We start from the raw sequence: 26,165 nt of genomic DNA, 5'->3' as shown, positions 1-26,165 counted from the left end.
AAGCGATCGTCCGCGGATTCCTGGCACAAGGACGCTATCCGGACAGCACCTCGTACAGGTGCCGGGCCTCGTGCAGCACGAGGCTCGGCCCCTTGCGCGCGGCCAGCGCCGCCAGCCCGCCGATCTCCCCTCTCGCGCCCGCGAGCGTGGCCGCCCGCGCGGCGACGCCCAGCAGGTCGCCCAGCCCGGCGCGCGGCCGTTCGCCATCGGAGGGGATCAGGCGGGGAAGGGCCACGGTGAGCAGCCGCCACACCTCGGCGTGCGCGCCGGCGTCCGTCAGGTCGCCGAGCGCCGCGGCGATCCGCTTGAGCACGACGAACTCGAGCCGGATCAGCTCGACGAGGGCCGCCCCGCACGCGGCGGCCGGGAACCGCCCGCGCGCGGCCAGCGTGAGCGCCGCGTCGGCCGCCGCCGCCCGCGGCTCGTCCCGCCGGTGGCCCAGCCCGCTGACGAGCACGGCCGCGGTGGCCGCACCCACCGGGCCGTCGCCGTGGGCCAGGGCCGCCAGCGTCTCCATCCTGGGGTCGTTCGAGCTGGACAGGCCGGGCCCGGAGCGGATGAGCCAGGCGGCCACGATCTCGCGGTACGACGGCATCATCACCGGCCACCACACGACGTCGTGCCGGTAGGAGAGGTAGACGTAAGGGGAGTCGAGGACCCACAGCTCCTCCAGCCAGTCCGGCAGGCCCTCAGGCGGCACGACCTTGGGCAGCAGCCGGCGGTCGGACAGGTAGTACGCCTGCTCGTTCTGCACCGCCCAGTCCACGTCCGGATCGGGCCAACCGCCGTCACGCAGCCACGCGGCAAGTGTGCGGCCCGCCTGTGAAGGCAGTTTCTCCGCTCGTACGAGCAGGTCGGGATCGGTGTTCCGGGGCAGCCGCAGCAGCGCCTGCTTGAAGTCGGCGGGCAGCGGCTCGGTGCCCGCCAGCCGTTCCATGCGCTCCACCAGGGTCGCGGCGTCCACATGGCCGGTGGGAGCGGTCGGCGTGGCGAGCAACGCGGGGATCGTCTCGCCGCGCTCGAAGAGCGCGATCACCTCCTCCAGGCGATGCCGGAGGAGACGCTGGGGCGGCCAGCCCTCAGAGCCGAGGTACGTACGCGTCCCGGCCGATGACGTGCTCACCCGCCGGCTCTGCTCGGGCGCCACGATCGCCAGGGCGCAGCGGGCCAGCAGAGTACGGGTGTCGCGGTGGTAGGCGTTGCGGTCGAACACCTGGCTGTCGGGGTCGCACGGCAGCGATCGGGTCTCCTCCCACCACTGCCACAGCGCCGCCGTCATCGCGTCGCGATCGCCATGGGTCAGCTCGACCAGCCCGGCCAGGACGCGTTCGCAGCGCAGCGGTTCATCCATCCAGCTCAGCGCCCGCAGTTCCGTGACCAGCTCGGCCGGTGAGGTGAACGGCGGTGCGAGCCCGGGCAGCGCGGGCACGCGCAGAACGGCGGCGGCCGGCGGCTCCGGCCCTGTCTCGTCGACCGGGCCATAGGCAGCGGCGACGCGTTCGCGCAGGGCGCTGGGCAGCCTGGTCGCGGCCTCGCGGATCGACTCGCGGCCGGGGGCGTCCACGTACGGGGCCAGCTTGACCGCGAGCCGTACCGCGCGCTCGCGCAGGGCAGGGGTGTCCACATCGAACACGACGGCCAGTGCGGGCACCGCGCCGCCACCCCTCGACGCGGGCGTACGTGCCAGCCACTGCACGGCGGCCCGCAGGAGGCCCTTTTCCCGCCGGTATACCAGCGACCCCATGGCCTCGGCGAACAGCTCGCCGTCCAGCAGGTCCGCGGCCTCGGCCCGCTGCAGCTCGTCCACCGCGAGCTGCGCCAGCGGCGGCGCGGCCGACGGCAGCAGGCGCACGAAGTCCAGGACCGGGATGTCCGCCGGTTCCGGCCGCAGCAGCCGCCACAAGCGTACGAACGGACTGATCTCCATGTCCGAGCCGCCGGTCATGAACCGCCTGGCGCAGCCGGCGATGAGCGTCGCGCGCGGTATCCGGCCTTTGCCCGCCAGTTCCGCCAGCTCGTCGATGGTGCTCCGCCCCAGGTCCCAGCGCAGCTCCCTGACCAGGGGAGCGGCCACGCCCTGCACCTCGAACAGGCGCGGCAGCAGGGCGTCGAGCAGCGGATCGCCGTCGAGGAGGTTGCCGTGGACGCGCCGCCGCCATGCCTGCCGCCAGACCCATCCGGCGACGAACGCGTCGCCGTCCGGCGGCTCGATGCCCGTCTCGGTCACCAGTGCGGCGGCCAGCTCCCAGCCCGGCATGCCATCGCCGCGCCGCGACGCCCTGCCGGTCGGCGGCCTCAGCCGGCCCGCCAGCCGGACGGCCAGGTCGCGCCGCCACTCCAGGGGACGGTGCCGCAGCAGGGACACGATGCGGGCGGCGTCCTGCTCGGGGGCGCGCGGCTCGCGCAGCTCCCTGCGGTTCAGCCAGGTCGCCACCTGCTCGGCCCCAGGCAGGCAGGCCGCCCCCGTCAGCCGGTATCCGGACGCCAGCTGCGTCTCGATCTCCCATCGGGCCTCGAACCCGCCCCGGAGCTCCTCGGCCAGATGCGCGGGAAGCTGCACAGCGACCGCCTTCCGCCCCAGATCGTTCAGCCCGTCCAGGAAGGTCGTCAGATCTTCGTCGTCGCGCGCTTCGATGCGGTCAAGGACCTCCTGCCAGGGGTTCACCCGGGCACCTCACACCAAGAATCGATCATGGTCCCGGACCCTAACCACCGGCTCCGACAATCCAGCGCTCCACAACCGGAACCCCGGGCCCCCGCGCGGGTTGAGGGGTTCCACCTCTTCAAGGTCATCGCGGCGCGTGAGAGCCGTCCCGGAAACGGCACCCCCATTCAGACGTCGTGGTCGTCGCCTTCCTCTCGAGCGGACGCGGGAATGACGTATCTGGTGTGCGGGCCGTTCAGCCACGCCTCGTCGAGCTCCCTCCCCGTGACGCGACCGATGAGGCGTAGAGCCGAGGTCACCTCGGCCGCAGCCGTGTCGCCTTCGAAGGCCAGCCCATCCAAATAGTCGTCCAACGCATCCGGATCAGTGCCGTCCCGCTCCTCCGGATCCCCGACCACCAGGGTCGTCACGACCTCGCCGTCGACCACGTATTCGAGGTCTTCGACCCCCTCCAGTTCGTACAGGGGCCAGCCGAGATAGAGCAGCCGCCCGCCGTCCCGGGTCAGCTCGACCCAGGACCGCCATCGCCACGCGTCGTACCCGTCGAGTTGGATCACCTGGACCCAGCCCGGTGCTTGCGGGCCGATCCAGATGACGCCATCGCCGTGCTCCGTGTAGCGGCCGGTGACGATTTCCCGCCAGTCGCAGGCCCGGGCACTGCTCGGATCGGCGCCCAGTCGCCGTGCCACCTCTTCGACGTCCAAGCCTTCCACCCAGATGCTCCGGAACGGCGTGTCGTAGTCGATGTCGCGAGCGACGAGGAGTTCCCAGAGGTCCTTGTCGGTGTCCAATTCCGCGCTCCTTCTCCATGTACGAGGGCCGGTACGCGGGAGCGGCGACTCCCGCGCACCGGCATGGCGCTGATCCAGCGCCCCCAACTCGGTCGTTCACGAGGGCGACAGGAGTGCCGGGAGGTGGACGTTGAGGCGCTACTGAAGGGTCGGCAGCAGGCGGACCGCTGGTGGGAGGGGGGCGGGGGCGGGGGCGGCGTGGAAGGACTGGGTCATCAGGGCGGCGAAACGGCGTGATGCCGCTGCTCGCTGTTCGGGTGACTCGGCGCGGATGCCCTCGTTCGCCATCATCGCCATGATGAAGTCCTCCAGGACGAAGTCGGCCCGCAGGCTTCCGGCCTCCTTCGCACGCCGGATGAGGTGGAGCAGCAGCTGGATCGTCCGGTCGCGGTCTGCCTTGAAGTACGGCAGCCGTGAGGTGAAGGCGCTGGACAGGCCGCGGTCGAGGGCGTGTGCCTCCATCAGTTTCTCGATCACCAGGCAGAACCCGCGCCACGGGTCGGCCTCCGCCAGCCCTTGCTCGACGACTGCCGAGCACAGGGCCATCGGCTCGGCGAGGACCTCGCCGAGCAGTGCTTCCTTGGTGGGGAAGTGCCGATAGACGGTGGCCGCGCCGACCTGGGCCCGCCGGGCGATCTCCCGGATCGGCACCTCGAGGCCCTCGGCGGCGAAGGCCGCGCGGGCGACCGCGAGGATGCGCGCGCGGTTGTCGCGGGCGTCCGAGCGCTGCTGCTGACTCACTTCGGCCGTCACCGCTCTCACTTTAGTCAAACGGGCGGGGTGTTCCGTTACGGTGCGGCGCATGAGAGCTGTTCAGTTTTCCGAGTACGGCCCGGCCGGCGTGGTGCATGTCGCCGAGGTCGAGGAGCCGCATGCCGGGCCGGGGGCGATCCGTATCGCCGTACGGGCGTCCGGATTGTCGGCGGGAGAGACGTACATCCGATCGGGGAAGATGCGTGCGGTGGTGCCCGCGACGTTCCCGTACCGGACCGGGTTCGACGCCGCGGGCGTGGTGGACGAGGTCGGTGCCGGCGTCACGGGGGTCGGGGTCGGCGACGAGGTGTTCGGCATGACCGCGGCGACCGCGCGCGGCGCCAACGCCGATCACGCGGTCCTGGTTGCCTGGGCGCCGAAACCGGCCGCGTGGAGCTGGGAGGAGGCCGGTGGCGCCGCGGGCAGCGTCGAGACGGCCACCCGGGTGCTCGACCGGCTCGCGGTCGGCGCCGGGCACACCGTGCTGGTGCAGGGCGCGGCCGGCGGGGTGGGCACGGTCGCGGTGCAGTTCGCGCTCGCCCGGGGCGCCACCGTCATCGGTACGGCCGGGGAGCACAACCACGACTTCCTGCGCTCGCTCGGCGCGCAGCCGACGACGTACGGGGCGGGTCTGGTCGAACGGGTCCGCGCGCTGGCGCCGGGCGGGGTGGACGCGGTGTTCGACTGCGCGGGAGGGGCGCTGCCCGACCTGATCGCCATCGCCGGGGATCCGGCGCGCGTGGTGACGATCGCTCCGGACTTCACCGCGGCGGCCCTCGGCGTGCACCTGTCGCACGGCGCACCGGCCGGCGACCCGGCGACGGCCGTTGGAGCCGCCGACCCGCTGGCGGTGCACGGCCTCGGCATCGCGGTCGAGCTGGCCCAGCAGGGCCGGCTGCGGGTGCCGGTCGCGGCGGCGTTCCCGCTCACCGAGGCCGCCTCCGCGCACGAGCTGAGCGAGAGCCGGCACGCCCGCGGGAAGATCGTGCTGGTGAACTGACCATCCCCACCCGCACGGCCCCTCGCAGCACAAGGCGGCCGGCCGCGCCGCCGAGCGCCCTGCCATGGTGACCGCCGCCCGGGCCCGTGCGGACGCCGTGACCGCCGCTCGCGGGAGCTGTCGTCAGCCCTTGCCCGCGGCGTTGACGATGCGGGTGGTGGAGCGGTCCGGGATGGCTTCCAGCTCCCAGCACTCCGCCTCCAGCAGCGCGGCGGCCGTGCGGCGGGCGGAGGCGTGCGGGTCTCCCGCGGTGTGCGCGAGCGCGCCGGGCCGCATCGGGGCCAGCAGGTCGATGTAGTCCTCGGGTCCGTGCGCGTCCGGCGGTCCGGTGACGATGAACACCCCCGTCACGAACCGCAGCGCCGCCATCACCTCGGCCCGCTCCGGGGCCGGGTTGAACGGCCGCGACGGGCCCTTCCAGGCCCGCACCCGCGGGTCGTCCTCGATCCCGACGACCAGTGGCCGGCCGCGCGCGGCGACGGAGCTCAGGTAGCGCACGTGTCCCACGTGCAGGATGTCGAAGACGCCGGTCACGACCGCTGCCCCCGGGTGGTCGTACCGCTGCACCCAGACGGCCTCCAGGCTGCTCACGCAGGCACTCCTCCTAGTCGACTCGTCGATCGCAGCGTACTCGGTCCACCCGTGCCACCGTGCGAGCGACCTTGAGAAAGGGCATTCCTACCTTTTCGCGATAGTCCCTGGCACCAGTGTGGCGCGTCTCATGACGTCGCCGTCATCAGGGGGTCGCCGTGACACCGTCCTCGCAAGAGACCATCGATTCGGGCTCCCACCGGCTCGAACTCCGCTTCCCGGGGATCCCGTCCGAGGTGGCGGGGGCGAGGCGTCTGGTGACCGCCGTGCTCGGGCGGGACCACCCGCTGCACGACGACTGCGTGCTGCTGACCAGTGAGCTGGCGACGAACGCGATCCTGCACTCCCGGTCGGGGGCCGGTGGCGAGTTCAAGGTCACCGTGCTGGCGGCGCCGGACATGGTGCGGGTGTGCGTGGAGGACGGGGGCTCCGACGAGCCGCCGTGCGCCTGCCGTACCAGCGCGCAGTCGACCGGGGGGCGGGGGCTGCCGCTGCTGGAGGCGATCAGCCACCGCTGGGGGTTCATCCGCGGGGAGGGCAGGACGGCGGTCTGGTTCGAGTTGCCGCTGGCGACGGCCCCAGCGGGCTGGGCCGCCGTTTAGACGTCCAGGCCTCCGCGCACACGAGCCCTCCGCTGTTCAGACGTCCAACCGGCACAGGCCCTCCGCCAGCGCCTTGGTGGTGAGGCGGGTGCGGCTGTCGCAGCCGAGTTTGGCGAAGATGTGCTCCAGGTGGGTCGTCACGGTGCGCACGCTGAGCACCAGGGCGGCGGCGATCTGCGGGTTGGAGTCACCGGCCGCGACCCGGGTGAGCACGTCCACCTCCCGGCCCGTCAGGTCGTACGGCAGCGAGCAGGGCCGCTCGGCGACCACCGCGCCCTGCAGCGCGCCCTGGAAGCCGACTCCGGCCCGCATGAGCCGGGTCTCGTGCCACTGGCCGCGCGGGTCGAGCCAGAGGCCGTGCCGGTTGAGCTCGCGGGAGTCGATGAACGCGCGGGCGTAGCCGGCCATCGCCGGGTCGTCCCACAGCGCCGCCGAGGTCTCCAGGCCGGGCACGTCGCGGCGGGTGCCCACCCGGTCGAAGGCGACCGCGCGGAACCCGGCGGGCAGCCCGACCGGGTCGATCACGCATTTGGCCAGGTCGGTGACGTGCGCCAGCATCGGGCTCGCGGCGGTGACCAGCGCGGGGGTGACGTCGGCGAAGGCGTCCCTGGTGGTCAGGTGCAGCAGCCCGGTGTAGCGGCCCTCGGTCAGGAACAGCGGCGCGGTCAGCCCGGCCCGCCAGCCGTAGGGCGCCAGGTGGCGGCGGAAGTAGCGCTCGGTGCCCGGCTCGGGCATCGTCACCGGCTGCCGGGTGGCCAGGGCCGTGCGGTAGGCGTCGAGGCCCGCGTACTCCTCGGCCGCGTCGCCGTCGATGCGCGCGTGCCCGTCGGAGACGACGCTGTGGTGCCGGCCGGTGGCGGGGTCGAAGGCGACGAACTCGTAGGCGTCGAGCGGCACGACCCGGCGCAGCGCCGTCATCGCGCCGTGTGCCCCGCTGCCGCCGGCGACCTGGTAGCCGACCTCGGCGAACGCCCGCAGCTGGCGGAGGTTCAGGGTGATCTCGGCCACGGCTCTTTATATCATTTTGACCTTTTCTTGACGCTTCGTCGTGCCGAAATTCAAGAGCCGGAGCGGGAGCGCCGGTGCTAGCGTTGCGGCCATGCAGCGCGCTTACGTCACGACGACGCCGGACCCTGTCCCGGCGCGCTGATTCCTGCTCCCCGGGCGAACGCCCGGGGAGATCGGTCGTTCGCCCCTTCCACCCAAGGGATGATCATGAACGACCACCGCAGGCTCGGCCGTGAGCTCGGCCTCTTCGACACCGATCCGCTGATCGGCTCCGGCCTGCCCTACTGGCTGCCGGCCGGCGCCGCCGTCCGCAAGGCCATCGAGGACTACGTGCACGAGCTCGAACGCCGGCACGGCTATCAACACGTCAACTCACCCGTGCTCGGCAAGCGGGAGCTGTACGAGAAGTCGGGGCACTGGGCGCACTACGCCGAGGACATGTTCCCGCCGATGGCGGTGGGCGGGGAGGAGTTCGTGCTGCGGCCGAGCCTGTGCCCGCACCACGCGCTGATCTACCGCTCCCGGCAGCGCAGCCACCGCGACCTGCCGCTGCGCATCGCCGAGCTCGGCGGCATGTACCGCGCCGAGCTGTCGGGCGTGCTCGGCGGGCTGACCAGGGTGCGGGCCATCCAGCTCAACGACGGGCACACCTTCTGCGCGCCCGAGCAGGCCGCGGCCGAGGTGTCGGCCGCGCTCGACCTGATCGAGGCCGCGCACGCCCAGCTCGGCATCCGGGCCGCCCGCTACCGGCTGTCGCTGCGCGGCGAGGGCGCCAAGTTCGTGGACGACCCCGGCATGTGGCAGCGCTCGGAGAGCGTCCTGCGCGAGGTCCTGCGGCGGCGCGGGCGCGCCTTCGACGCCGAGCCCGGCGAGGGCGCCTTCTACGGCCCGAAGATCGACGTCCAGATCGCCGACTCCGCCGGGCGCGAGTCGACCCTGTCGACCGTTCAGGTGGACTACTACCAGCCTGAACGCTTCGACCTCGGCTACGCCGGCGGCGGCCGGCCCGTCATGGTGCACCGCAGCGTGGTCGGCGGCCTGGAGCGGCTCATGGCCCACCTGATCGAGGTGCACGCCGGCGCGTTCCCCGCCTGGCTGGCGCCCGTGCAGGCGGTCGTGCTGCCGCTGTCCGACGCCGAGCTGCCCGCCGCCGAGGATCTGGTACGGCGAAGCGTCGCGGCGGGGCTCAGGACCGAGTTGGCCCCGGCTGACCGGGGGACCCTCGGCGCCCGGATCAGAGCGCACCGGCTGGTGCCGTACCAGCTCGTGGTGGGGCCGCGTGAGGTGGCGAGCGGACAGGCGTCCGTGCGGCTGCGCGACGGCAGCCAGGCGGGCCCGGTGCCGCTCGCGGAATTGGCCGATCGGTCCAGGCCGCGGTTCTGAGCCGGGCGATTGATCAAATAAAGGTAACAGAGGCTTCCCACAGCCAGTAAAGGGACTTTAAATGGCCCCAACGCCCTGTCGGGAGGAACGACTTGACCGAGCTCAGTGACCGGGAGGCGGAGCTGGTCTCCGCCCACGAGCAGGAACGACCCGCCCGCCGATTGCCCGGCCCCCTCAAACTCGGCGCCTGGATCGTGGGCGGATCGCTGTCGGCGTACTCGATCGCGGTGGTGTTCTTCCCGGTCGAGGCGCTGCAGCATCGGATGACGTTCCTGGCGGTGGCGCTGCCGCTGGTCTTCCTCAGCTACCGCTCCGGGCTGGGGCCGGCGATCCGGCGGCTGCGCGAGCGCCGCGCCGGCCCGCCGGACACGGCCGCCCCTCGCGACGCGGAAGCGACCGTGGAGACCGTGCCGACGGGCCGCGATGCGCCGGCGACCGTGCCGGCAGGCCGCGGCACGTCTGCGACCGGGCCCGTGGCGGTGGGTGGGGAGCCGCCGGTGGGGGGCCGGGCGCGGGTCGAGTGGCCGAGTGTGGGTGACTGGCTGCTGGCGGCGGCCTCCCTGGCGGTGCTGGTCTATCCGCTGCTCGGCATCGACGCCTTCCGCGACCGGGGCTCGGGCGCGGCGCTGAGCGAGCTGGACGTCGTGGCGGGGCTGGTGCTGACGGTGCTGCTGCTGGAGGCCGTCCGGCGCACCGTCGGATGGTCACTCACCCTTATATGCGCCTTTTTCCTGGCGTACGCCTATTTCGGCGCATATTTGCCGATCAACTGGACGATCGGGCACCGAGGATTCGACCTTGACCAGATCGTGTCGCAGCTCTACACCGGCACCGAGGGCTTTTTCGGCGTCCCTTTGCAGGTGGCGGCCAGCTACATCATCCTTTTCACCATCTACGGCGCCGTTCTGGATTTCTCCGGCGCCAGCAAGTTCTTCATCGACCTGAGCTTCGCCGCCTTCCGCAAGTCCCGCGCCGCCCCCGGCCGCACCGTCACCACGGCGGGCTTCCTGCTCGGCACCGTCTCGGGATCGGGCGTGGCGACCACGGTCAGCCTGGGCAGCGTCGCCTGGCCGGTGCTCAGGCGGGCCGGCTACCCGAAGGAGCCGGCCGGCGGCATCCTGGCGGCGGGCGGCATCGGCGCGATCCTGTCACCGCCCACGCTGGGCGCGGCGGCGTTCATCATCGCCGAATACCTCCGGGTCAGCTATCTGGAGGTGCTGGTCTACGCGACGATCCCGACGATCCTCTATTACCTGGGCATCTTCCTGGCCATCGAGATCGACTCGCGCCGCTTCAACACCCACGCCGTGGCGGTGGACGCGCCCAGGGCCGGCCGGCTGCTGCTGCGCTTCGGCTACCACTTCAGCTCGCTCATCCTGATCGTCGTGCTGATGGCGCTGGACCGCTCGGCGTTCCAGTCCGTGGTGATCGCCACCGCCATCGCGTTCGCGCTGTCCTTCCTGGACCCGGCGCACCGGATGGGGCCGGGCCGGATCGGCCAGGCGCTGGCCAAGGGCACGCTGGAGGTGCTGCCGGTGACCGCGGTCTGCGCGGCGGCGGGCATCATCGTCGGCGTCATCACCCAGACCGGGCTCGGGCTCAACCTCAGCTCGATCATCGTGGACCTCGCCGCCGGCAACCTCGTCCTGACCACGGTCATGTCCGCCGTGGCGGTCCTGCTGCTCGGCCTGGCGGTGCCGGTGACGGCGAGCTTCATCATCGCGGCGGTGATCATCGCCCCGGCGCTCACGGCGCTCGGTGTGAGCCCGGCGGAGGCGTACATGTTCGTGTTCTACTACGCGGTCCTGTCGGAGGTGAGCCCGCCCACGGCGCTGTCGGCGGTCGCGGCGTCGGCCATCACGGGCGGCAACACGTACAAGACCATGATGATGACCTGGCGTTACACGTTGCCGGCCTTCCTGGTGCCGTTCGCGTTCGTGCTCACGCCGAACGGACAGGCGCTGCTGGGCCAGGGGCCGATCACCGTCGTGCTGCTGATGGCGGCGGTCTCGGCGGTGGCGGTGGCGGCGCTCGCCATGGCGACCGGCGGGCTCAGCGGCCCGGTGGAGCGGCTGCTGGCGACGGTCGCCGCGGTGCTGCTGCTCTTCCTCGAACCCGTCCCGATCGCCGCGGGCTGCACTGTGCTGGCGGTCGCGGCAGCCGTTCATCTCTTCAGAAGAAGGAGCGTTTCAGCGTGAAGCGGATCATGGCGCTATTCGGCGTGGCCGTTCTGATCGCGGGCTGCGGCGGTGGCTCGGGGGGTGCGGGCAACCGGCTGTCGATCGCCACCGGTGGCACCACCGGCGTCTACTACGTCTACGGGGGCGGGCTGGCCAAGCAGTTGTCCGCCAACATCGCCAACACCCAGGCCACCGCCTCGGTCACCTCCGCCTCCATCGAGAACATCAAGCTGCTGGCCACCGGCAAGGCCGACATCGGCTTCTCCCAGTCCGACACGGCGGCCGACGCGGTCAACGGCACCGGCTCCTTCACCGAGAAGCAGGGGATCAAGGCGCTGGCCCGCATCTACGACAACTACGCGCACGTGGTGGTCGCGCCGGGGGTCGCCGCCGGCAAGGTGGCCGACCTGAAGGGCCGGACGGTCTCGCTCGGCCCGCCCAACTCCGGCACGCAGGTCGTGGCCAGGCGCATGCTGGAGGCCGCCGGGCTCAACCCGGACAGCGACATCAGCAAGCAGCAGCTGTCGATCAACGAGTCGGTGCAGGCGGTGAAGGACGGCACCATCGACGCGTTCTTCTGGGTGGGCGGGCTGCCCACGGCCGGGGTGGTGGACCTGGCGACGACCCGGCCGGACATGAAGATGCTCGACACCTCTGACGTGCTCGCCAAGATGCGGGCCGAGCACGGCGAGCAGTACGTCGGCCTGGACATCGACATGAGCGTCTACAAGCTGACCGGCACGATCAAGACGGTCGGGATCGCCAACGTGCTGCTGGTTCCGGACACGATGAACGAGCAGCTCGCCTACGACATCACCCGGACCCTGTTCGAGAAGAAGGCCGAACTCGCGGCCGTGCACCCGGAGGCGAACAAGCTCGACGTGACACTCGCCCAGCAGGTGGCGCCGGTGGCGCTGCATCCGGGCGCGGCCCGGTACTTCAAGGAGAAGGGCTGAAAGAGGGCCGGCGGGACGAGGGCTGGAGGGACGAGGGCTGATCAGGCTCGTTCTGGCGCTGGTGGCGGTGCTGGCGGTCGGTTCCGGAGGTGGGGCCGGGCGACCGGCCGTGAACGGGCTCGTCCTCCCCCGCTCCGGCGTGTTCGCGATCGGCTACGTGCACAGCGTCTACCGCGCCCCCTCCGCGGAGGTCTTCACCGTGGAGGGCGGCCGCTTCACCATGCGGGCCGTCGTCTCGGACAGCGGCGGCGTGCTCGACTACTACGCGCTGGACGGCGAGCGGAGTCGCCTGCCGGGCGGGCGGTGGCTGCTGCGCCTGGCCGTGCCCGTGACCTACGACGAGCTACCGCTGATCGCAACGCCCATCGGCCGCAGGACGCTGCTGGCGGGCGGGCGGTGCCTGCCGCTGTATCCGGCGTCGGGGGCGCGGCAGGTGCGGGTCGCGGTGGAGCTGACGACGCACGACCGGGGCGGCCCGTGCCCACCGCCTTACCGGAGCTTCCCAGTTCGCCAACAGAGTCCTTGAGGCTGGGGATGAATGCGGTTCCTGTCAGGGGTTGGCCTGTTGGTAGGAGGGGTGGGCAGGAGTGGCTCGCTCAGGTGTCGCCGGTGCCGTTGCAGCAGGCGCTGCGGGACCTGGACGTGGCCTATACGAGCTTCTTCGCCTCGGTGTCGGGCAAGCGCAAAGGTCCGAAGGTGGGGTTGCCGGTGTTCAAGTCGCGCCGTGATCGCCGGCAGTCGGCCCGGTTCACCACCACCGCGTTCAAGCTCCGCCCCGGCAGCGCTCAAGGCGCCGCCGGCGCTGGGGTCACGGAAGGGCAGCGCCAACCGCACCAAAGCCCGCATCACCCTCGCCCGTCAGCATGCCAAGGTCACCGACGCGCGCCGGGATTTCCTGCACCAGGTCAGCACTGCGATCGTCCGCGAGAATCAAGCGGTAGCGGTCGAGGGCCTGGCGGTGCGGGGGCTGGCGCGGGGCAGGCTGGCCAAGAGCGTCAACGACGCCTCCTGGGGCACCTTCCTACGCCTGCTGGAAGACAAAGCCGCCCGCCACGGCCGCACCTTCATCACCATCGACCGCTGGTACCCCTCCTCCCAGCTGTGCCCCTGCTGCGGCCACAAGATCGGGAAACTCGGCCTGAACGTCCGCGCCTGGGACTGCCCCTCCTGCGGCGAACACCACGACCGCGACATCGCCGCAGCGCTCAACATTCTCGCCGAAGGCATCCGCCTGAAGGCTTTGAACGACCCGACCGACCTGAACGACGTGAGGTCGGTGCACGACGTGGCCGCCGGGCTGGCGGACACCCGAAACGACTGTGCAGGGCAGGTAAGACCAGGCAAGGCGATCCCGAACCTGGCCCCGCCCGAAACCTCCACCGCACACGCGGCGTAGAAGCAGCAGTAAACACCCCGCCGCGAGACGGGAGAACCCCGCCATTCACGGCGAGGAGAAGTCAAAGCCAGTCCTTCTTCTTGAACGCCGCGTACAGCACCACCGAGGCGACGGCCACCAGCACCAGCGACAACCAGAAGCCCCACGGCTCCCCCGAGCCGGGGTAGGGCACGTTCTGGCCGTAGAAGCCGGTGATGGCGGTCGGCACCGCGATGATCGCCGCCCAGCTCGTCAGCCGTTTCATGATCTCGTTCAGCCGGAAGCCCTGCTCGGCCAGGCGGGTCTCCCGCATGTTGGCCAGCAGGTCGCGCAGTGACTCGACCCATTCGCTGGTGCGCAGCGCGTGGTCGTATACGTCCTCGTAGTAGGGGGCCATCCTGGGGTCGGCGGCCAGCTCCTGGTCGCGGCGGCGCAGGGTGCCGACGACCTCCCGCATCGGCATCGTGACCTTGCGGAACCTGACCGTGGCCTTGCGCAGGTCGTACATCCTGCGCTGCAGCTCGCGGCCGCCCGACGGCCGCTCCTCGAACAGCGCGTCCTCCAGTGTCTCGGCCTGCGCGTCGAGCTCCTGGACCACGGCGAGATGGCCGTCGACCACGTAGTCCAGCACGCCGTGCAGCAGGAAGGCGACGCCGTGGCCGGCCAGGTGGGGAGCGGCGTCCCAGCGCCGCAGCACCTCGTCGATGTCGAAGCGGTCGCTCTGCCGCACGGTGACCAGGGCGTTCGCGGTGACGAAGAGGTCGACCTCGGCGAGGTCGACGTTCTCGCCGTCGAAGTGTGCGGCATAGACGGCGATAAACAGGTGATTGTCGTATATATCGACCTTCGGGCGTTGATGGTCGTTGTGCACGTCCTCGACCGCCAGCTCGTGCAGCCCGAGTTCCTCCCCGACGACGGCGAGCTCCTCGACCGTCGGGGAGCACAGGTCGAACCAGACGACGTTCCGGCCGTCGGCCAGGTAGTCGGAGACCTCCGCCACCGGGAAGCCGTCCTTCTCCAGACGGCCGTTTCTGTACAGACGTGTACGCACTTAGACGAGTCTGGCAAAGCGCTCGGCATTCCGCACGGCGGCACCGTGGGGATCGTTGTTGAAGTACACGTACGCGTCCCGCCAGCCCGCCTCGCGCACCCGCCTGGCCCAGGTCCTCAGCGCCGTGTCACCGTACGAGGGCGCGGGGGTGGCGCGGCCCTCGTGCAGCCGTACGTAGCCCCAGGACGCGGTGTCCCAGAACGGGTTCTGCGGCCGGCCGAGCCGGTCCGCCCAGCACAGCGCCGCCTCGTGGGCCCGCAGGACCTTGCGCGTCTCCTCCGTCCACCACGACGCGTGCCTGAACTCCACCGCCACCCGCACCCCGCCCGGGAAGCAGCCCAGGCACCGGTCCAGCCTGCCCGGATCGGCCTTCAGCGTCGGCGGCAACTGCAGCAGGATCGGGCCGAGCTTGTCCCCCAGCCCCGCCACCGCCTTCATCAGCCGCTCGACCGGCTCCTCCGGCTCGCCCAGCCGCTTGATGTGGGTGAGAAACCTGCTCGCCTTCACGGCCATCACGAAGCCGTACGGGGTCCGCTCGCGCCAAGCCGCGAACGTCTCCGGCGACGGCAGGCGGTAGAAGGCGTTGTTGCTCTCGACCGTGCCGAACCGCTCGCCATAGGTCTCCAGCCAGAGCCGCTGCGGGACGTCCTGCGGGTAGAGCACGCCGCGCCAGTCGCGGTACTGCCATCCGGAGGTGCCCACCAGCGTCGTCATGCGAGCGGTCTACCCAGCAGGTCGAGGTGCAGTACTGTCTCATCGCGAAGTCCACGGGGAGGCCGATTCGGGATGGGCGCCAATCACTCGCACGGCACCGCCGTGCCCGCGTCACGGCGGGCCGTGGTCGCCACGCTGGCCGTGCTGCTGCCGCTGGCGATCGCCACGCTGGTGGCGCTGGTGTGGCTGTGGCCCGAGGGCAGGACCGGGTCGGCGGTCCAGGAGTCCGGCTTCCAGCGCCTCACCGGCACGATCACCGCTGTGACCCTGGAGCCCTGCGGCGAGACGCAGCCGGGGGCGCCCAAGCCGCACCCGGCCACCTGCGGGAAGGCCACGGTCTCGGTCGAGGACGACGAGCGGGTGACGCTCTCGCTGCCGAGCGGCCCCGGCTCGCAGCGCTTCGCCGCGGGCGACGACGTGATCCTGCTGCACCACCCGGAGGCCGAGCCCGGCACACCCGCCTACCAGCTGTCCGACCATGACCGCTCGACGCCGCTGTGGCTGTTCGGCGCGGCCTTCGCGCTGGCGGTGATCGCGTTCGGCCGCTGGCGCGGCGTCACCGCGCTGGCCGGGCTGGCGATCACGTTCGTGCTGCTGCTGACGTTCGTGATCCCGGGCATCCTGGAGGGCCGGCCGCCGATGCTGGTGGCCATCGTGGGCGCGGCGGCGATCATGCTGACGGTCCTCTATCTCACCCACGGGTTCACGCTGGCGACGTCGATGGCCCTGCTCGGCACGCTGGCCAGCCTCGTCATCACCGGAGCGCTGTCCTACGCCGCGATCGGGCTGGCCCGGCTCAACGGCATCACCGACGACAGCTCCTTCACCCTGGACATGAGCCTGTCGATCGACACCCAGGGGCTGCTGCTGGCCAGCATCATCATCGGCGCGCTCGGCGTCCTCGACGACGTGACGGTCACCCAGTCGGTCACCGTCGCCGAGCTGGCCGCCGCCAACCCCTCCTACGGGTTCCGCCGGCTCTACCGGGCGGGCAGCCGGGTCGGGCGGGCGCACATCGCCTCGGTGATCAACACCATCATCCTCGCCTACGCGGGCGCCTCGCTGCCCCTGCTGCTGCTCTTCAGCATCGGCGAGCAGCCGCTCGGCGAGGTGCTGACCACGCCGGTCCTCGCCCAGGAGATCGCCCGCAGCGTCGTCGGCACGCTCGGCCTCATCGCCGCCGTGCCGATCACCACCGCGCTGGCCGCCCTCGTGACGGCCCGCCGCGACCCGCCGGACACGGACGCGCACCCCGACCCGCACGACCACACCGACCCGGACGACCACCCGGACCACCCGGACCACCCGGACCACCCCGGCCGCCCCGACCCGCACGACCTGTGGACCCCCCGCGACCGGGCAGACCCGTACGACCGCGCCGACCCGTACGACCGACCGGCCGCGCACGATCCTGCCGAGCCACCGTCCCGACCGGCCCGGCACCGCCGCTCACCCGCCCAGCCCACCTCGGCCCAGCCCACCTCAGCTCAGCCCACTTCGGCCCCACGCAGCTCGGCCCAGCCCAGCTCAGCTCAGCCCACTTCGGCTCGGCCCACCTCGATGCTGCCGTCCACCCGTAGCTTGCGCCGCGCCCGTTCGTAGAAGGTGGTGCCGAGACGCACCACCTTGGCCGCGCCCGGCACGGCGGTCACCGTGATCCGGTCGCCCGGCCGCACGTGCCCGACCACCATCCCGTCCAGCTCGACCGCCAGCCGCCCGCTGGCCGGCAGCAGCTCCAGCGCCACCTCCTCGTCGGCGGGCAGCACCAGCGCCCGGTTGAAGGAGGAGTGCGCCGCCGCCGGCACCACGAGCACCGCCTCCACCCGGGGCGACACGACCGGGCCGCCGGCCGAGAAGCTGTAGGCGGTCGAGCCGGTGGAGGTGGCCACGATCACCGCGTCGGCGGCGTAGTTCACGAACGGATGCCCGGCCGGCGTGATGGTCACCGCGGCCAGCCCCTCCCCCGGGGTGCGGACCAGCGCGATGTCGTTGAACGCGGTCAGCTCCGCCGTGTCCGCGAGCCTGGTGCGCACCGCCATCCGCGGCTCGACGGTGTAGCGGTGTCCATCGATGGCCGACAGGGTGTCGGGCAGTTCCTCGACGTCGATCTCGGCCAGGAAGCCGAGCCGCCCCAGGTTGACCCCGAGCACCGGCGTGTCGCGCCCGGCGATCAGCCGCATCGTCCGCAGCATGGTGCCGTCACCGCCCAGACTCACCAGCAGGTCGGCCCGCTCCACCAGCGAGTCGGCGTCCACGGCCACCGCGCTGCAGTCGATCCGGCCCACCTCCTCCGGCAGCCCGAGCACGGTGACGCCGCGCTCGGCGGCCCACCTCAGGATCGTGTCGATCGCCTTCTTGGAGTCGCGCCTGGGATGCAGCACCAGGCCGACCGTTCCCACCATGCCCATACAGACACCTTAGGGGCCCCATCACGACATCTCGGGAGCCCGGAGCGGCCGGTCGCGCCGCGCGCATCGCCGTACGGGGTCCGTTCGCGGTCCGCTCAGGGCCTCGAACGGGTTTGTAGGTGGCTCCGAACGGTCTTTCGGGCCGGGAAACGAGAAGGGCCCGATCAACGATGTTCGCTGATCGAGCCTCTCCATGCGTCGGGGTAACCGGATTCGAACCGATGACCTCCTGACCCCCAGTCAGGCGCCCTACCAAGCTGGGCCATACCCCGGAAACTGCTGCTCAGAGCCGTGGCGAATGTGGTGGATTCCCTCGGTTGCGCAGGAGAAAGACTATCACGGTTGCGAGCCTCGCGATCCGTGCTCGAACCGCCTGGCCGATGGGCCGGCACCGTAGTCTGAGGAGGTACGGGAAGCGGAGGTGGCCGGGTGGGACGCAGGCCGACGATCGATCGGGACGAGCTGGCCAGGCTCGTCGCCGAAGGGCTGAGCGTGCAGGAGCTGGCCGCGCGCTTCGGGGTGAGCGAGTCCGGGGTGCTGCAGGCCAAGCGGGCCGCCGGGCTGGCCAAGCCGATGCTCGACCACAGCCGCGCCGTCCCGTGGAAGCTGGCGCGCGCGCACGCCCAGTCCGGGCCCGCCACCAACCTGCGCAACCTGTCGGCGGCGGCACAGGGCAGGCCGCCCGCGGCCGAGCGGCTCAACACCGCGCTGCGCTGGGCCCAGCGGCTCGTCGACGCCGGGCTCGACGTGAGCTACGACCCGGCCGCCGGGTTCACCGAGGTCCCTGCGGACCCAGCCGGCTCACATGTCGCATCCGTGCTGGCCGCGGCCGGGCAAGGCCTGCAACAGGGCTGATCCGGGCGTTTCGCGGGCCCGTTCTCGGGAAGACGCCGGTCTCAACACAGAGACCGGAGGCGAACATCATGACCACCTTCATCTGGGTGGCCGTCGTCGTACTCGCGGTAGTGGCGATCGCCGCGGTGGGCTATGTCGTGCTTCAGCAGCAGCGCCGCAGCCACCTGCGCGAACGCTTCGGCCCCGAGTACGAGCGCATGATGGCCGAGCACGACAACAAGCGGGAAGTGGAGCAGGAGCTGATCGCCCGCGAGCAGCGCCACGCCGACCTCGACATCCGGCCGTTGCCGGAGGAGTCGCGTGAGACCTACGCCAGCCGCTGGACCGAGGTGCAGGAGCGCTTCGTCGACTCGCCCGGCTTCGCGGTGACGGAGGCCGACCAACTGGTCGCCGCCGTCATGGCCGAGCGGGGTTACCCGACCGAGAACTTCGAGCAGCGGCTGTCCGACCTGTCGGTGGGCCACGCGAGCACGCTGGACCACTATCGCAAGGCTCACGACATCAGCGGGCGCGCGGCCAGGAAGGCGGCCTCCACGGAGGAGCTCCGCCAGGCCATGGTGCACTATCGCTCGCTGTTCGAGGAGCTGCTGCACGAGACCTCCAGAGGACGGTGACAGACATGCACGACGAGCTCAAGGTGCCCTCGCAGCGGGCGGACGACGCCCGCGACGGCACCCAGGACGCCCACGAGGACCCCACGTACCGCGCCCCCTACACCGGCACGGACGACGACATGCTGGTCGCGGCCGACCCCGACCCCCGAACCGGCCCCCACTCCCGGACCGGCCCCGACCCCGACTCCCTCACCACCCCCGAGCACGACAACGACTTCGAGCACGAGAACGACGTCGACTCGCGGACCGACTCCGGTCCCGGGAACGACTTCGACTCCCGGACCCACCCCGGCTCCGGGAACGACTTCGACTCGCGGACCGACCCCGACCACAGGACCGACCCCGGGATCGAGCCCGGTGCCGGCACGGACTCCGAGGCCGTGATCGTCACCGAGACCGGCCGGCTCCCGGCCGACGAGACCCCCTCGCACGCGGCGCCCAAGGAGATCGTCCTGTTCGACCAGGACCCCGCCGAGGCGCAGGCCCGCTGGCGCGACCTGCAGGCCTCGTTCGTCGACGACCCAGGCCAGGCCGTCCACCGTGCCGACGACCTGGTCGAAGAGGTCGTCGAGGCTCTCACCAGCTCGCTGACCGCCCGTACGGGCGAGCTGCGTGAGCGGTGGAAGAGCGCCGACGGCGGCGACACCGAGCAGCTCCGCCTGGCGCTGCGCGACTACCGGGGCGTGCTGGAGCGCCTGCTGGCCCTCTCCGAACCGAACACGAGGTGATGTGACATGCTCGCCATCGTCGCAGCGATCATCTTCGGGCTGGGCTTCCTGCTCGACCTGCTGGACACCCAGATCGCCGGGAGCATCTCGGGGACGACCTTCATGCTGCTCGGCCTGACCCTGCTGGCGCTCCACCAGGCCGGCATCGGCACGGCCAGCATCAAGACCAACGGCGGATGGCGCGGCCGCGCCCGCCGCTGACCCGTACCTGTCGCAGCACTTTCGCGGCGCACCCGAACCACCGGGTGCGTCGCGCGCGGCGTTGTCAGGCGTCAGGTGTCAGGCGCTGGCGGGGAACCGCATGACCACCGTGCTGCCCCGGCCGCCGATGCGCAGCGTCAGGTCGGAGGAGAGCAGCCGGGCCACCCACAGCCCCATGCCGCCCACCGCCCCGGGCACCGGCCCCGCCTTCCAGTTGCCCTCGTCGTGCACTTCGACGACGATGTCGCCGTTGTCGGACCAGGTGCGCACCTGAGCGTCCCCGGCGCCGTGGGTGACGGCGTTCGTGGCCACCTCGTTGACGGCGATCACGAAGTCGTTGACCGACTCTTCCGACATGCCGACGTCACGCGCCCCGGATTCGGCGAACTCCCGGACCTGAGGCAGGTCCGGGAGCCCGAAGCGGAGCCGTCGTACGGGCGCGCCGGGTGGCGGACTCGTGGAGTCCACCCGAGGATCCGCGTCCTCTCTCATCACCCGGCAACCGCCTTCTCAGCCGACCAGAAGCTCTGCGCGCAGTTGGTCGAGAACCTTACGGAGAATTCTGGACACGTGCATCTGCGAGATGCCGAACTCCGCCGCGATCTCGGCCTGTGTCATGTTGCCGAAGAAGCGCAGCAGCAGGATGTGCTTCTCTCTGGACGGCAGCGCGTCGATCAGCGGTTTGACCGCCTCCCGGTCGACCATGGTGCTGAGGGTGTCGTCGTCCTCCGGGATGACGTCACCGAGCGAGGCGGCGTCGTCCTCGGTGCCCAGCGGCGCGTCGAGGGAGAGCGTGCTGTAGGCCGCGGAGGCGTCGAGGGTGAGCAGGACGTCCTCCTCGGAGATGTTCATCTTGGCCGCCAGCTCGGCGATGGTGGGCGAGCGGCCGAGGTCCTGGCTGAGGTCGGCGACGAGCCGGTTCAGCTCGGAGCGGCGTTCCTGGTAGAGGCGGGGCACCCGGATGGCCCAGGTGCGGTCGCGGAAGTGGCGTTTGACCTCTCCGGTCATGGTGACCACCGCGTACCCCCTGAAGGCGTGGCCGAGGGTCGGGTCGAAGCCGTTGATGGCCTTCATCAGGCCGACGTAGGCCGCCTGGAGGAGGTCTTCCAAGGGCTCGCCGCGATAGCGGTAGCGCCTGGCGATCTCCATGGCGAGCGGCCGATGCATCTCGACGATACGTTCGCGTACCCGTTCTCGCTGGCTGTGCGGGGCGTCGTGCCTGACCATCTCGGCCAGAAGCGCTTCGGCGGTCATCTCTTCGAGGACGAGTGTCTGCGCAGCCATGGCTGCTCCTCATCTGGGTTTCAGGCGCCCCCTGCACGAGAAAAAGCCCATGCAGCGGCGCGCCTCGCTCTACTTCGAGACGAAAGCCCTCTGCTGGACTTCTCCCCCAGTATCCCCTATCTCCCGCGAAATATCCCGTCTTGCGTCACGGGAGGGCCGCAATGCGTGAAGGCCAAGGCTTTCGGTGGACTTCGGTAATGTTGCCCCGTGACAATGCCCGAGAACGGCGACGGGTCAGTGGCGGCCCTGACCCTGACATCGTCGACAGCGGCCGAGATCTCTGTGATCAAGGTCGACGGTGTCCTTGACGCCACCACGCGCGAACAGTTCGCCGACTACCTCTCGCTGGCCGGTCCGGATCTGATCCTGGACCTCGGTGGGGTGACGTTCATGGACTCGCGCGCACTGGGGCTGATCGTCCACCACTGGCAGACGAGCCTGACCTCGGGGACCAAGTTCGCCCTGATCGGTGTGGAATATTCGAAGTCCAAGGTGATGTGGATCACCGGACTGGCCCAGCGACTGCCGATCTACGACACCCTCGACGACGCCCTGGCCGCCATCGGCTAACGACGATTCTTCGTCTGATGCTCCTCGACCAGCAGGCGCGCCAGGTCAGCCACCTTCACCTGGTGATGCTGGGAGATCCGGCGCAGCTCCTCGAAGGCGGCCTCGGCCGTGCACCCGCTGGTCTGCATGATGATGCCCTTGGCCTGGTCGATCAGCGCCCGGCCGGCCAGGGCCTCCTGCAGCTGGGCGGCGTCGGTGCGCACCTCTTCGAAGTCCCACATGTTGGCCATGGCCACCCCGACCTGCTCGGTCAGCATGCCGGCGAGCGACTGGGCGCCCTGCGGGGAGAACGCGCCGCGGCGTACCGAATAGAGGCCCACGATCAGCAGGACGGGGGACACCTCGATCGGGACCGCCAGGACCGAGCGCACGCCCCAGCGGGTGGCCAGAGCGGCGTAGCGCGGCCAGCGGCTGTCGGCGAGCACGTCGGCGACGGCGACGCGGTTGCCGGTCTTCCTGGCCTCGATGGACGGCCCTTCGCCCAGCTCACGCTCGCTTTCGACGAGCATGATGAGCTCGCTGTGCGAGCCCGACACCAGGACGCGATGGTCGCGCCAGTGCTCGGCCGAGCCGCCCGAGCAGCCGGGCACGCCGTCCGCCAGCGCCGTGGTCAGACCGCGCAGCACGCTCTCGGTCGAGGTGTCCTCGCCGAGCCGGCCGAGCGTCGCCAGATTACGGGCGAGCCCAGGAGTGATCATCGCAGTGGATTCCATAACATCAAGCCCCTACCCCTTATGGCGACCATTATCCCGTGTGGCGTAGCGTCGGAGGATGACCATGCCGGACCTCGATCACGCCCTCAACGCACTTGAGGGGCGTGTCTCGTCGTTGCGTGAGGCGAGGGCCGCATATCCCGCGGATCTCGGCCCCACCCTCGATGCCGCGCTCGCGGAGCTGGACACCGCCGCTGAGCTGCTGGCCGAGGCCCGCGAGCAGTTGGGCAAGGCGCCCCGGCGCTCCGCCGGGAAGAAGGACGGGTCGCAGCGGGAGCTGAAGCTGCTGCGCCAGGTGTTCCGGGCCTTTCCGGTGCCGGTCATCGTGCTCGACGGCGGCGGCATGGTCAGGCGGATCAACCCCGAGACCTCGCGGATGCTCGGCAGTCCCGACGGCTATCTCGTGGGCCGGTCGTTCCCGCTGCTGGTGGATGTGTCGCGCCGGGCGGCGTTCCGGTCCCATCTGACATCGGTGCTGCAGATCGGGCAGCCGGCGGCGTTCGAGACCCGGCTGGCGCACCAGGGCAGGACGCACACGGTGCAGCTGGCGATCTCGCGGCTGACGATGCCGGGCGAGCCGCAGCAGATGGTGGCCGTGGTGGCGCTGCCGACGCAGGTGCAGCTGCCCGAGCCGGGCTCCCGGCGGCCCGAGCTGTCCGACGGCGCGCTGGTGATGGCCGCGGCCAAGCGCCAGGACCTGCTGGCCAGGATGGGCCGGCTGCTGCTGGACGAGGAGGCGCTCCGCCAGCCGGTCGCGCTGCCCAGAGCGACCCGGCTGCTGGCCGCCGAATGGGCCGACTGGGTGATCGCGGACATGGTCCGGGACGGGCTCCCCCGGCGCTCGGTGGTGGCCGGGCCGAAGAACCTCCCGGTGGCCGAGCTGACCCGGCAGGTCGAGGCGACCGCCCCGGCCGGCGCCCAGGTGGTGACGCAGGTGCTGGAGCGCCGCTCCGGCGTGGTGCACGAGATGGTCGACGACGAGACGCTGCTCGGGTTCTGCGCCGAAGGGCCGCTGCTGACCGTGATGGGCGCCGGGTCGCTGCTGTGCGTGCCGATCGGTGCCGGCGACGGCGTGCTGACGCTGGTACGCGCCCACGACCGGCCCCCGTTCACGCTGGCGGACCTGAGCGTCATGCAGGACGTCGGGATGCAGCTCGGCCTGGCGGTGCGCGCGCAGAGCAGCTTCCAGAGCCGCTCGCGGGCGGCCGACGCGCTGTCGGCCAGCGTCGCCCCGCGGAGCCTGCCGGACGTGCCCGGTTACGAGGCCGCCGCGGTCTACCGGCCCGGCTCGTCGGTCGGCGCCGAGTTCTACGACGTGTTCCCGGTCGGCGGCGGCTGGGGGTTCGCGCTGGGCGGCGCGGCCGGCAAGGGCGAGGAGGCCGCGTCCGTCAGCGCGATGGTCAGGGGCGGGCTGCGGGTGCTCAGTGTCTGGGAGTCCGACCCGGACCCGGTGGTGCGCAAGGTCAACAAAGCCCTGGTCGAGCAGGGCACGGGCCTGTTCGTGATGGCCCTGGCCGGATTCGTGAAGGGCCGCCGGATCCGCATGTCCTCGGCCGGCCACCACCCGGCGGCACTGGTGCAGCCCGACGGCTACGTACGCTTCGCCGCCGGCGGCGGCGTCCCGCTCGGCATCGCGCCCGAGGCGGAGACCAGCACGGAGGAGATCACGCTGGCCGTCGGCGAGACGCTGGTGCTCTATTCGGAGGGCCTCATTTCCTCCAGGAACGAATTGGGCGAGCCGTACGGCGAGGAGCGGCTGGCGGACGTCCTGGGCAGATGTGCGGGGCAGGGGCCGTCCACCGTGGTCAAGGCCATCGAGGAGGACCGCAACGCCTTCTCCGCCGGGCAGGTCTGGGACGAGATCGTGGTGCTGGCCCTACGCGGTGTCTGATTCGGCAGGGTTTGCGAATCGGCAGAAAATGGGTATGGTCTTGCCGTAGACCGACGTGCCTAAGACGCAGGCACACCTTGAAGGCTTTTCAACGCTGAGGTGTGCCATGAATATCGCAATCGTCGCTTCCGGTTCCGGTAACAAGCGTCACCAGATTCTTTCGGTGGCCCGTGAGCTTGGACGTGAGCACCACGTCACGATCTACTCCCGCCGCGAGAGCGCCGACGGCAAACCCAGGACGAGGGTGGCCCCGGGTGTCACGGTGGAGCACATCGGTGTGGGACCGGCCCGCAGCTTGAGCCCGGCCGACGTGGTGCCGTTCCTCAACGACGTCGGCGACCATTTGATGAAGCGCTGGCAGCAGGACCGCCCCGACGTGATCCACGCGCACTCGTGGACCTACGGCCTGGCCGCGGTCACCGGCGCCAAGGGCCTGGACGTGCCGGTCACCCATACCTTCCACACCGTCGACGCGGCGCACCTGAAGCTGGAGCGGGCGCTCGGCCGCCGGGCCAGGGTGGTCATCGCGGGCTCGGGCGACGAGGAGTCGGCGCTGATCAGGATCGGCGTCCCGCGCAACCACATCGCCATCGTGCCCTACGGCGTGGACACCGAGCGCTTCCACCGCCAGGGCCTGACGGCCGCGCGCGGCGCCCGCAGGCGACTGCTGCACGTCGGCCCGCTCTCCCCCGACCGGGGCGCGCACACCATCGTCCGCGCGCTGCCGGGCCTGACGGACGTGGAGCTGGTCATCGCGGGCGGCCCCGACCCCGAGCAGCTCGAGGACGACAGGGACGCGCGGCGGCTGCGCGCCCTGGCCGAGCAGCTCGGCGTCGCCGACAGGGTGACGATGCTGGGTCAGGTCAAGCGCGCCTCGGTGCCCAAGCTGATGCGCAGCGCCGACGCCGTGGTGTCGGTGCCGCGGGAGGCCACGAGCGGCATCGTGGCGCTGGAGGCCATGGCCTGCGGCGTGCCGGTGATCGCCTCGGCCGTCGGCGCCCACCTCGACTCCGTCATCGACGGCGTCACCGGCCTGCTGGTGCCGCCGGACCGGCCCGCCAGGACCGCGCGGCTGGCCCGTGAGCTGCTCACCGACCCGACGCTGCGCACCGCGCTCGGCTACGCGGGCGCCGACCGGGCCCGCTCGCGCTACTCCTGGGAGCGCGTCAGTCAGGAGCTCCTGCGCGTGTACGAATCCGCCTGCGCGTAGCGAACCGGCGTCTTATATGGTCACCGCATGCTGATCCACCCCTGGGATGCGGGCACCGAGGACCAGGCGCTCGCGTACGTGAAGGACCACCAGTTCGGGCACCTGATCGCCGCCGGCCGGGGCCGGGACGTGCCGGTCGTGGTGCCCACCCAGTTCCTGCTCGTGGACGATCGGACGGTCTGGCTGCATCTGGCCAGGCCCAACCCCATCTGGCCCGCCATCGAGGAGAACCCCGCGGTTCTGCTGTCGGTGGCGGGCCCGTGGGCGTACATCGACGGCCGGTGGCGGGCCGAGCCCGGCACCGACCCCGCGCTCGGCGTCCCCACCACGTACTACTCCTCGGTCCAGCTCACCTGCCGGGCCGAGATCGTCACCGACCCCGAGGGCAAGCTGGAGATCCTGCGCGCCCAGCTCGGCGACCTGGAGCCCGGCCACGGTGATCCGGCCGCCATGCCACGGCTGCTGTCGGGGCTGCAGGGGCTGCGGCTGGCCGTGACGGAGATCCGCGGCAAGTTCAAGTACGACGGGCACAAGGACGCCGGGGTGCGCGAGCGGGTCGCCCGGGGCCTCACCGAGCGCGGCGGCCCCGGCGACGAGGCGGCCCTGCGCCACCTGGCCTGAC

At 71.4% G+C, this 26,165-nt stretch carries 27 protein-coding genes and 1 tRNA gene; 16 read left to right on the top strand and 12 right to left on the bottom strand.

All coding sequences use genetic code 11. The features are described from left to right. Window positions 1–34: 34 nt before the first annotated feature. The 3 genes from OHA68_RS31685 to OHA68_RS31675 form a co-directional block, all read right to left on the bottom strand. Window positions 35–2,665: a hypothetical protein gene (locus OHA68_RS31685; protein WP_327103501.1), complete on the bottom strand. Its 2,631-nt coding sequence runs from the start codon at window positions 2,663–2,665 to the stop codon at window positions 35–37. A 167-nt stretch (window positions 2,666–2,832) separates the two neighbouring features. Next, complete coding sequence (locus tag OHA68_RS31680) at window positions 2,833–3,456, bottom strand: DUF6461 domain-containing protein (protein ID WP_327103500.1); 624 nt, start codon at window positions 3,454–3,456, stop codon at window positions 2,833–2,835. Between the two features lie 138 nt (window positions 3,457–3,594). Continuing rightward, a complete protein-coding gene (locus tag OHA68_RS31675; protein WP_327103499.1) occupies window positions 3,595–4,209 on the bottom strand; it encodes a TetR/AcrR family transcriptional regulator in 615 nt (204 codons plus the stop codon). 49 nt (window positions 4,210–4,258) lie between these two features. On the opposite strand from OHA68_RS31675, the gene OHA68_RS31670 reads away from it, so the two are divergent. Further along, window positions 4,259–5,209 carry an NADP-dependent oxidoreductase gene (locus OHA68_RS31670; protein WP_327103498.1) on the top strand — a complete coding sequence of 317 codons (951 nt, stop codon included), beginning with the start codon at window positions 4,259–4,261 and terminating at the stop codon, window positions 5,207–5,209. A 123-nt stretch (window positions 5,210–5,332) separates the two neighbouring features. On the opposite strand, the gene OHA68_RS31665 is transcribed toward OHA68_RS31670, so the two are convergent. Next, window positions 5,333–5,800, bottom strand: coding sequence for an adenylyltransferase/cytidyltransferase family protein (locus tag OHA68_RS31665; protein WP_189140146.1), 468 nt, complete (start codon window positions 5,798–5,800; stop codon window positions 5,333–5,335). 158 nt (window positions 5,801–5,958) lie between these two features. Here OHA68_RS31665 and OHA68_RS31660 point away from each other — a divergent pair, with 158 nt between their 5' ends. Next, complete coding sequence (locus OHA68_RS31660; protein ID WP_189140145.1) at window positions 5,959–6,402, top strand: ATP-binding protein; 444 nt, start codon at window positions 5,959–5,961, stop codon at window positions 6,400–6,402. Window positions 6,403–6,438: 36 nt separating this feature from the next. Here OHA68_RS31660 and OHA68_RS31655 read toward each other — a convergent pair whose 3' ends face one another. Then, entirely contained in the window at window positions 6,439–7,410 is a 972-nt protein-coding gene (locus tag OHA68_RS31655; RefSeq protein WP_327103497.1) for a helix-turn-helix transcriptional regulator, read from the bottom strand. Between the two features lie 207 nt (window positions 7,411–7,617). Here OHA68_RS31655 and thrS point away from each other — a divergent pair, with 207 nt between their 5' ends. The 5 genes from thrS to OHA68_RS31630 all read left to right on the top strand — a co-directional run bounded on the left by thrS (window position 7,618) and on the right by OHA68_RS31630 (window position 13,325). Further along, a complete protein-coding gene (gene thrS / locus OHA68_RS31650) occupies window positions 7,618–8,793 on the top strand; it encodes a threonine--tRNA ligase (protein ID WP_327103496.1) in 1,176 nt (391 codons plus the stop codon). 92 nt (window positions 8,794–8,885) lie between these two features. Next, window positions 8,886–10,991 carry a TRAP transporter permease gene (locus tag OHA68_RS31645; protein ID WP_327103495.1) on the top strand — a complete coding sequence of 702 codons (2,106 nt, stop codon included), beginning with the start codon at window positions 8,886–8,888 and terminating at the stop codon, window positions 10,989–10,991. Continuing rightward, on the top strand, window positions 10,988–11,929 hold the full coding sequence (locus OHA68_RS31640) for a TAXI family TRAP transporter solute-binding subunit (protein ID WP_327103494.1): 942 nt from the start codon (window positions 10,988–10,990) through the stop codon (window positions 11,927–11,929). Before OHA68_RS31645 ends, OHA68_RS31640 begins: the two co-directional genes overlap by 4 nt. A gap of 109 nt (window positions 11,930–12,038) precedes the next feature. Further along, window positions 12,039–12,455: a DUF1850 domain-containing protein gene (locus tag OHA68_RS31635; RefSeq protein ID WP_327103493.1), complete on the top strand. Its 417-nt coding sequence runs from the start codon at window positions 12,039–12,041 to the stop codon at window positions 12,453–12,455. Between the two features lie 198 nt (window positions 12,456–12,653). Continuing rightward, entirely contained in the window at window positions 12,654–13,325 is a 672-nt protein-coding gene (locus tag OHA68_RS31630; protein ID WP_327103492.1) for an RNA-guided endonuclease TnpB family protein, read from the top strand. A gap of 61 nt (window positions 13,326–13,386) precedes the next feature. Here the strand turns inward: OHA68_RS31630 and OHA68_RS31625 are convergent, their stop codons facing one another. Beyond that, window positions 13,387–14,355: a magnesium transporter CorA family protein gene (locus tag OHA68_RS31625; protein ID WP_327103491.1), complete on the bottom strand. Its 969-nt coding sequence runs from the start codon at window positions 14,353–14,355 to the stop codon at window positions 13,387–13,389. Further along, window positions 14,356–15,069 carry a DUF72 domain-containing protein gene (locus OHA68_RS31620; protein WP_327103490.1) on the bottom strand — a complete coding sequence of 238 codons (714 nt, stop codon included), beginning with the start codon at window positions 15,067–15,069 and terminating at the stop codon, window positions 14,356–14,358. A 72-nt stretch (window positions 15,070–15,141) separates the two neighbouring features. Here OHA68_RS31620 and OHA68_RS31615 point away from each other — a divergent pair, with 72 nt between their 5' ends. Then, a complete protein-coding gene (locus OHA68_RS31615) occupies window positions 15,142–16,671 on the top strand; it encodes a YibE/F family protein (protein ID WP_327103489.1) in 1,530 nt (509 codons plus the stop codon). Here the strand turns inward: OHA68_RS31615 and OHA68_RS31610 are convergent. Beyond that, a complete protein-coding gene (locus OHA68_RS31610) occupies window positions 16,602–17,477 on the bottom strand; it encodes an NAD(+)/NADH kinase (protein ID WP_189140138.1) in 876 nt (291 codons plus the stop codon). The two genes, OHA68_RS31615 and OHA68_RS31610, sit on opposite strands and share 70 nt — an antisense overlap. A 198-nt stretch (window positions 17,478–17,675) precedes the next feature. Beyond that, window positions 17,676–17,749 (bottom strand) — tRNA-Pro (locus OHA68_RS31605). A 157-nt stretch (window positions 17,750–17,906) separates the two neighbouring features. On the opposite strand from OHA68_RS31605, the gene OHA68_RS31600 reads away from it, so the two are divergent. The 4 genes from OHA68_RS31600 (at window position 17,907) to OHA68_RS31585 (ending at window position 19,875) form a co-directional block, all read left to right on the top strand. After that, entirely contained in the window at window positions 17,907–18,332 is a 426-nt protein-coding gene (locus OHA68_RS31600) for a hypothetical protein (protein WP_327103488.1), read from the top strand. Between the two features lie 68 nt (window positions 18,333–18,400). Next, window positions 18,401–18,946, top strand: a complete 546-nt coding sequence (locus OHA68_RS31595; RefSeq protein ID WP_189140136.1) for a hypothetical protein — start codon at window positions 18,401–18,403, stop codon at window positions 18,944–18,946. A gap of 5 nt (window positions 18,947–18,951) precedes the next feature. Further along, the gene (locus tag OHA68_RS31590; protein WP_327103487.1) at window positions 18,952–19,674 is read left to right on the top strand and encodes a hypothetical protein; all 723 of its coding nucleotides are present in this window, start codon (window positions 18,952–18,954) and stop codon (window positions 19,672–19,674) included. Between the two features lie 6 nt (window positions 19,675–19,680). Then, complete coding sequence (locus OHA68_RS31585; RefSeq protein ID WP_189140134.1) at window positions 19,681–19,875, top strand: hypothetical protein; 195 nt, start codon at window positions 19,681–19,683, stop codon at window positions 19,873–19,875. 78 nt (window positions 19,876–19,953) lie between these two features. Here the strand turns inward: OHA68_RS31585 and OHA68_RS31580 are convergent, their stop codons facing one another. Next, window positions 19,954–20,343: an ATP-binding protein gene (locus OHA68_RS31580; RefSeq protein ID WP_327103486.1), complete on the bottom strand. Its 390-nt coding sequence runs from the start codon at window positions 20,341–20,343 to the stop codon at window positions 19,954–19,956. Between the two features lie 42 nt (window positions 20,344–20,385). Then, window positions 20,386–21,159, bottom strand: coding sequence for a SigB/SigF/SigG family RNA polymerase sigma factor (locus tag OHA68_RS31575; RefSeq protein WP_189140132.1), 774 nt, complete (start codon window positions 21,157–21,159; stop codon window positions 20,386–20,388). A 213-nt stretch (window positions 21,160–21,372) separates the two neighbouring features. Here OHA68_RS31575 and OHA68_RS31570 point away from each other — a divergent pair, with 213 nt between their 5' ends. Further along, complete coding sequence (locus OHA68_RS31570; protein ID WP_327109582.1) at window positions 21,373–21,729, top strand: STAS domain-containing protein; 357 nt, start codon at window positions 21,373–21,375, stop codon at window positions 21,727–21,729. Here the strand turns inward: OHA68_RS31570 and OHA68_RS31565 are convergent. Continuing rightward, window positions 21,726–22,427 (bottom strand): ANTAR domain-containing response regulator, encoded by a 702-nt coding sequence (locus OHA68_RS31565; protein WP_327103485.1) that lies wholly within the window; start codon window positions 22,425–22,427, stop codon window positions 21,726–21,728. The two genes, OHA68_RS31570 and OHA68_RS31565, sit on opposite strands and share 4 nt — an antisense overlap. A gap of 73 nt (window positions 22,428–22,500) precedes the next feature. Here OHA68_RS31565 and OHA68_RS31560 point away from each other — a divergent pair, with 73 nt between their 5' ends. The 3 genes from OHA68_RS31560 to OHA68_RS31550 all read left to right on the top strand — a co-directional run bounded on the left by OHA68_RS31560 (window position 22,501) and on the right by OHA68_RS31550 (window position 26,164). Next, window positions 22,501–24,333, top strand: coding sequence for a SpoIIE family protein phosphatase (locus OHA68_RS31560; RefSeq protein ID WP_327103484.1), 1,833 nt, complete (start codon window positions 22,501–22,503; stop codon window positions 24,331–24,333). Between the two features lie 163 nt (window positions 24,334–24,496). Next, window positions 24,497–25,543 carry a glycosyltransferase gene (locus tag OHA68_RS31555; RefSeq protein ID WP_327103483.1) on the top strand — a complete coding sequence of 349 codons (1,047 nt, stop codon included), beginning with the start codon at window positions 24,497–24,499 and terminating at the stop codon, window positions 25,541–25,543. Window positions 25,544–25,570: 27 nt separating this feature from the next. Next, entirely contained in the window at window positions 25,571–26,164 is a 594-nt protein-coding gene (locus OHA68_RS31550) for an FMN-binding negative transcriptional regulator (RefSeq protein WP_327103482.1), read from the top strand. Window position 26,165: the final 1 nt, after the last annotated feature.

Origin of the sequence: Nonomuraea glycinis, assembly GCF_035920485.1 — a bacterium.
In the GTDB taxonomy this organism is placed as follows: Bacteria; Actinomycetota; Actinomycetes; order Streptosporangiales; family Streptosporangiaceae; genus Nonomuraea; species Nonomuraea glycinis.
The sequence above is the reverse complement of the archived record's forward strand: the minus strand, read 5'-3'. Positions and strand labels throughout refer to the sequence as shown.

Coding starts and splice junctions, on each gene's coding strand:
- OHA68_RS31550 (WP_327103482.1), top strand. CDS start 25,571: ATGCTGATCCACCCCTGGGATGCGGGCACCGAGGACCAGGCGCTCGCG.
- OHA68_RS31575 (WP_189140132.1), bottom strand. CDS start 21,159: ATGGCTGCGCAGACACTCGTCCTCGAAGAGATGACCGCCGAAGCGCTT.
- OHA68_RS31565 (WP_327103485.1), bottom strand. CDS start 22,427: ATGATCACTCCTGGGCTCGCCCGTAATCTGGCGACGCTCGGCCGGCTC.
- OHA68_RS31560 (WP_327103484.1), top strand. CDS start 22,501: ATGACCATGCCGGACCTCGATCACGCCCTCAACGCACTTGAGGGGCGT.
- OHA68_RS31620 (WP_327103490.1), bottom strand. CDS start 15,069: ATGACGACGCTGGTGGGCACCTCCGGATGGCAGTACCGCGACTGGCGC.
- OHA68_RS31595 (WP_189140136.1), top strand. CDS start 18,401: ATGACCACCTTCATCTGGGTGGCCGTCGTCGTACTCGCGGTAGTGGCG.
- thrS (WP_327103496.1), top strand. CDS start 7,618: ATGAACGACCACCGCAGGCTCGGCCGTGAGCTCGGCCTCTTCGACACC.
- OHA68_RS31670 (WP_327103498.1), top strand. CDS start 4,259: ATGAGAGCTGTTCAGTTTTCCGAGTACGGCCCGGCCGGCGTGGTGCAT.
- OHA68_RS31615 (WP_327103489.1), top strand. CDS start 15,142: ATGGGCGCCAATCACTCGCACGGCACCGCCGTGCCCGCGTCACGGCGG.
- OHA68_RS31585 (WP_189140134.1), top strand. CDS start 19,681: ATGCTCGCCATCGTCGCAGCGATCATCTTCGGGCTGGGCTTCCTGCTC.
- OHA68_RS31590 (WP_327103487.1), top strand. CDS start 18,952: ATGCACGACGAGCTCAAGGTGCCCTCGCAGCGGGCGGACGACGCCCGC.
- OHA68_RS31570 (WP_327109582.1), top strand. CDS start 21,373: ATGCCCGAGAACGGCGACGGGTCAGTGGCGGCCCTGACCCTGACATCG.
- OHA68_RS31610 (WP_189140138.1), bottom strand. CDS start 17,477: ATGGGCATGGTGGGAACGGTCGGCCTGGTGCTGCATCCCAGGCGCGAC.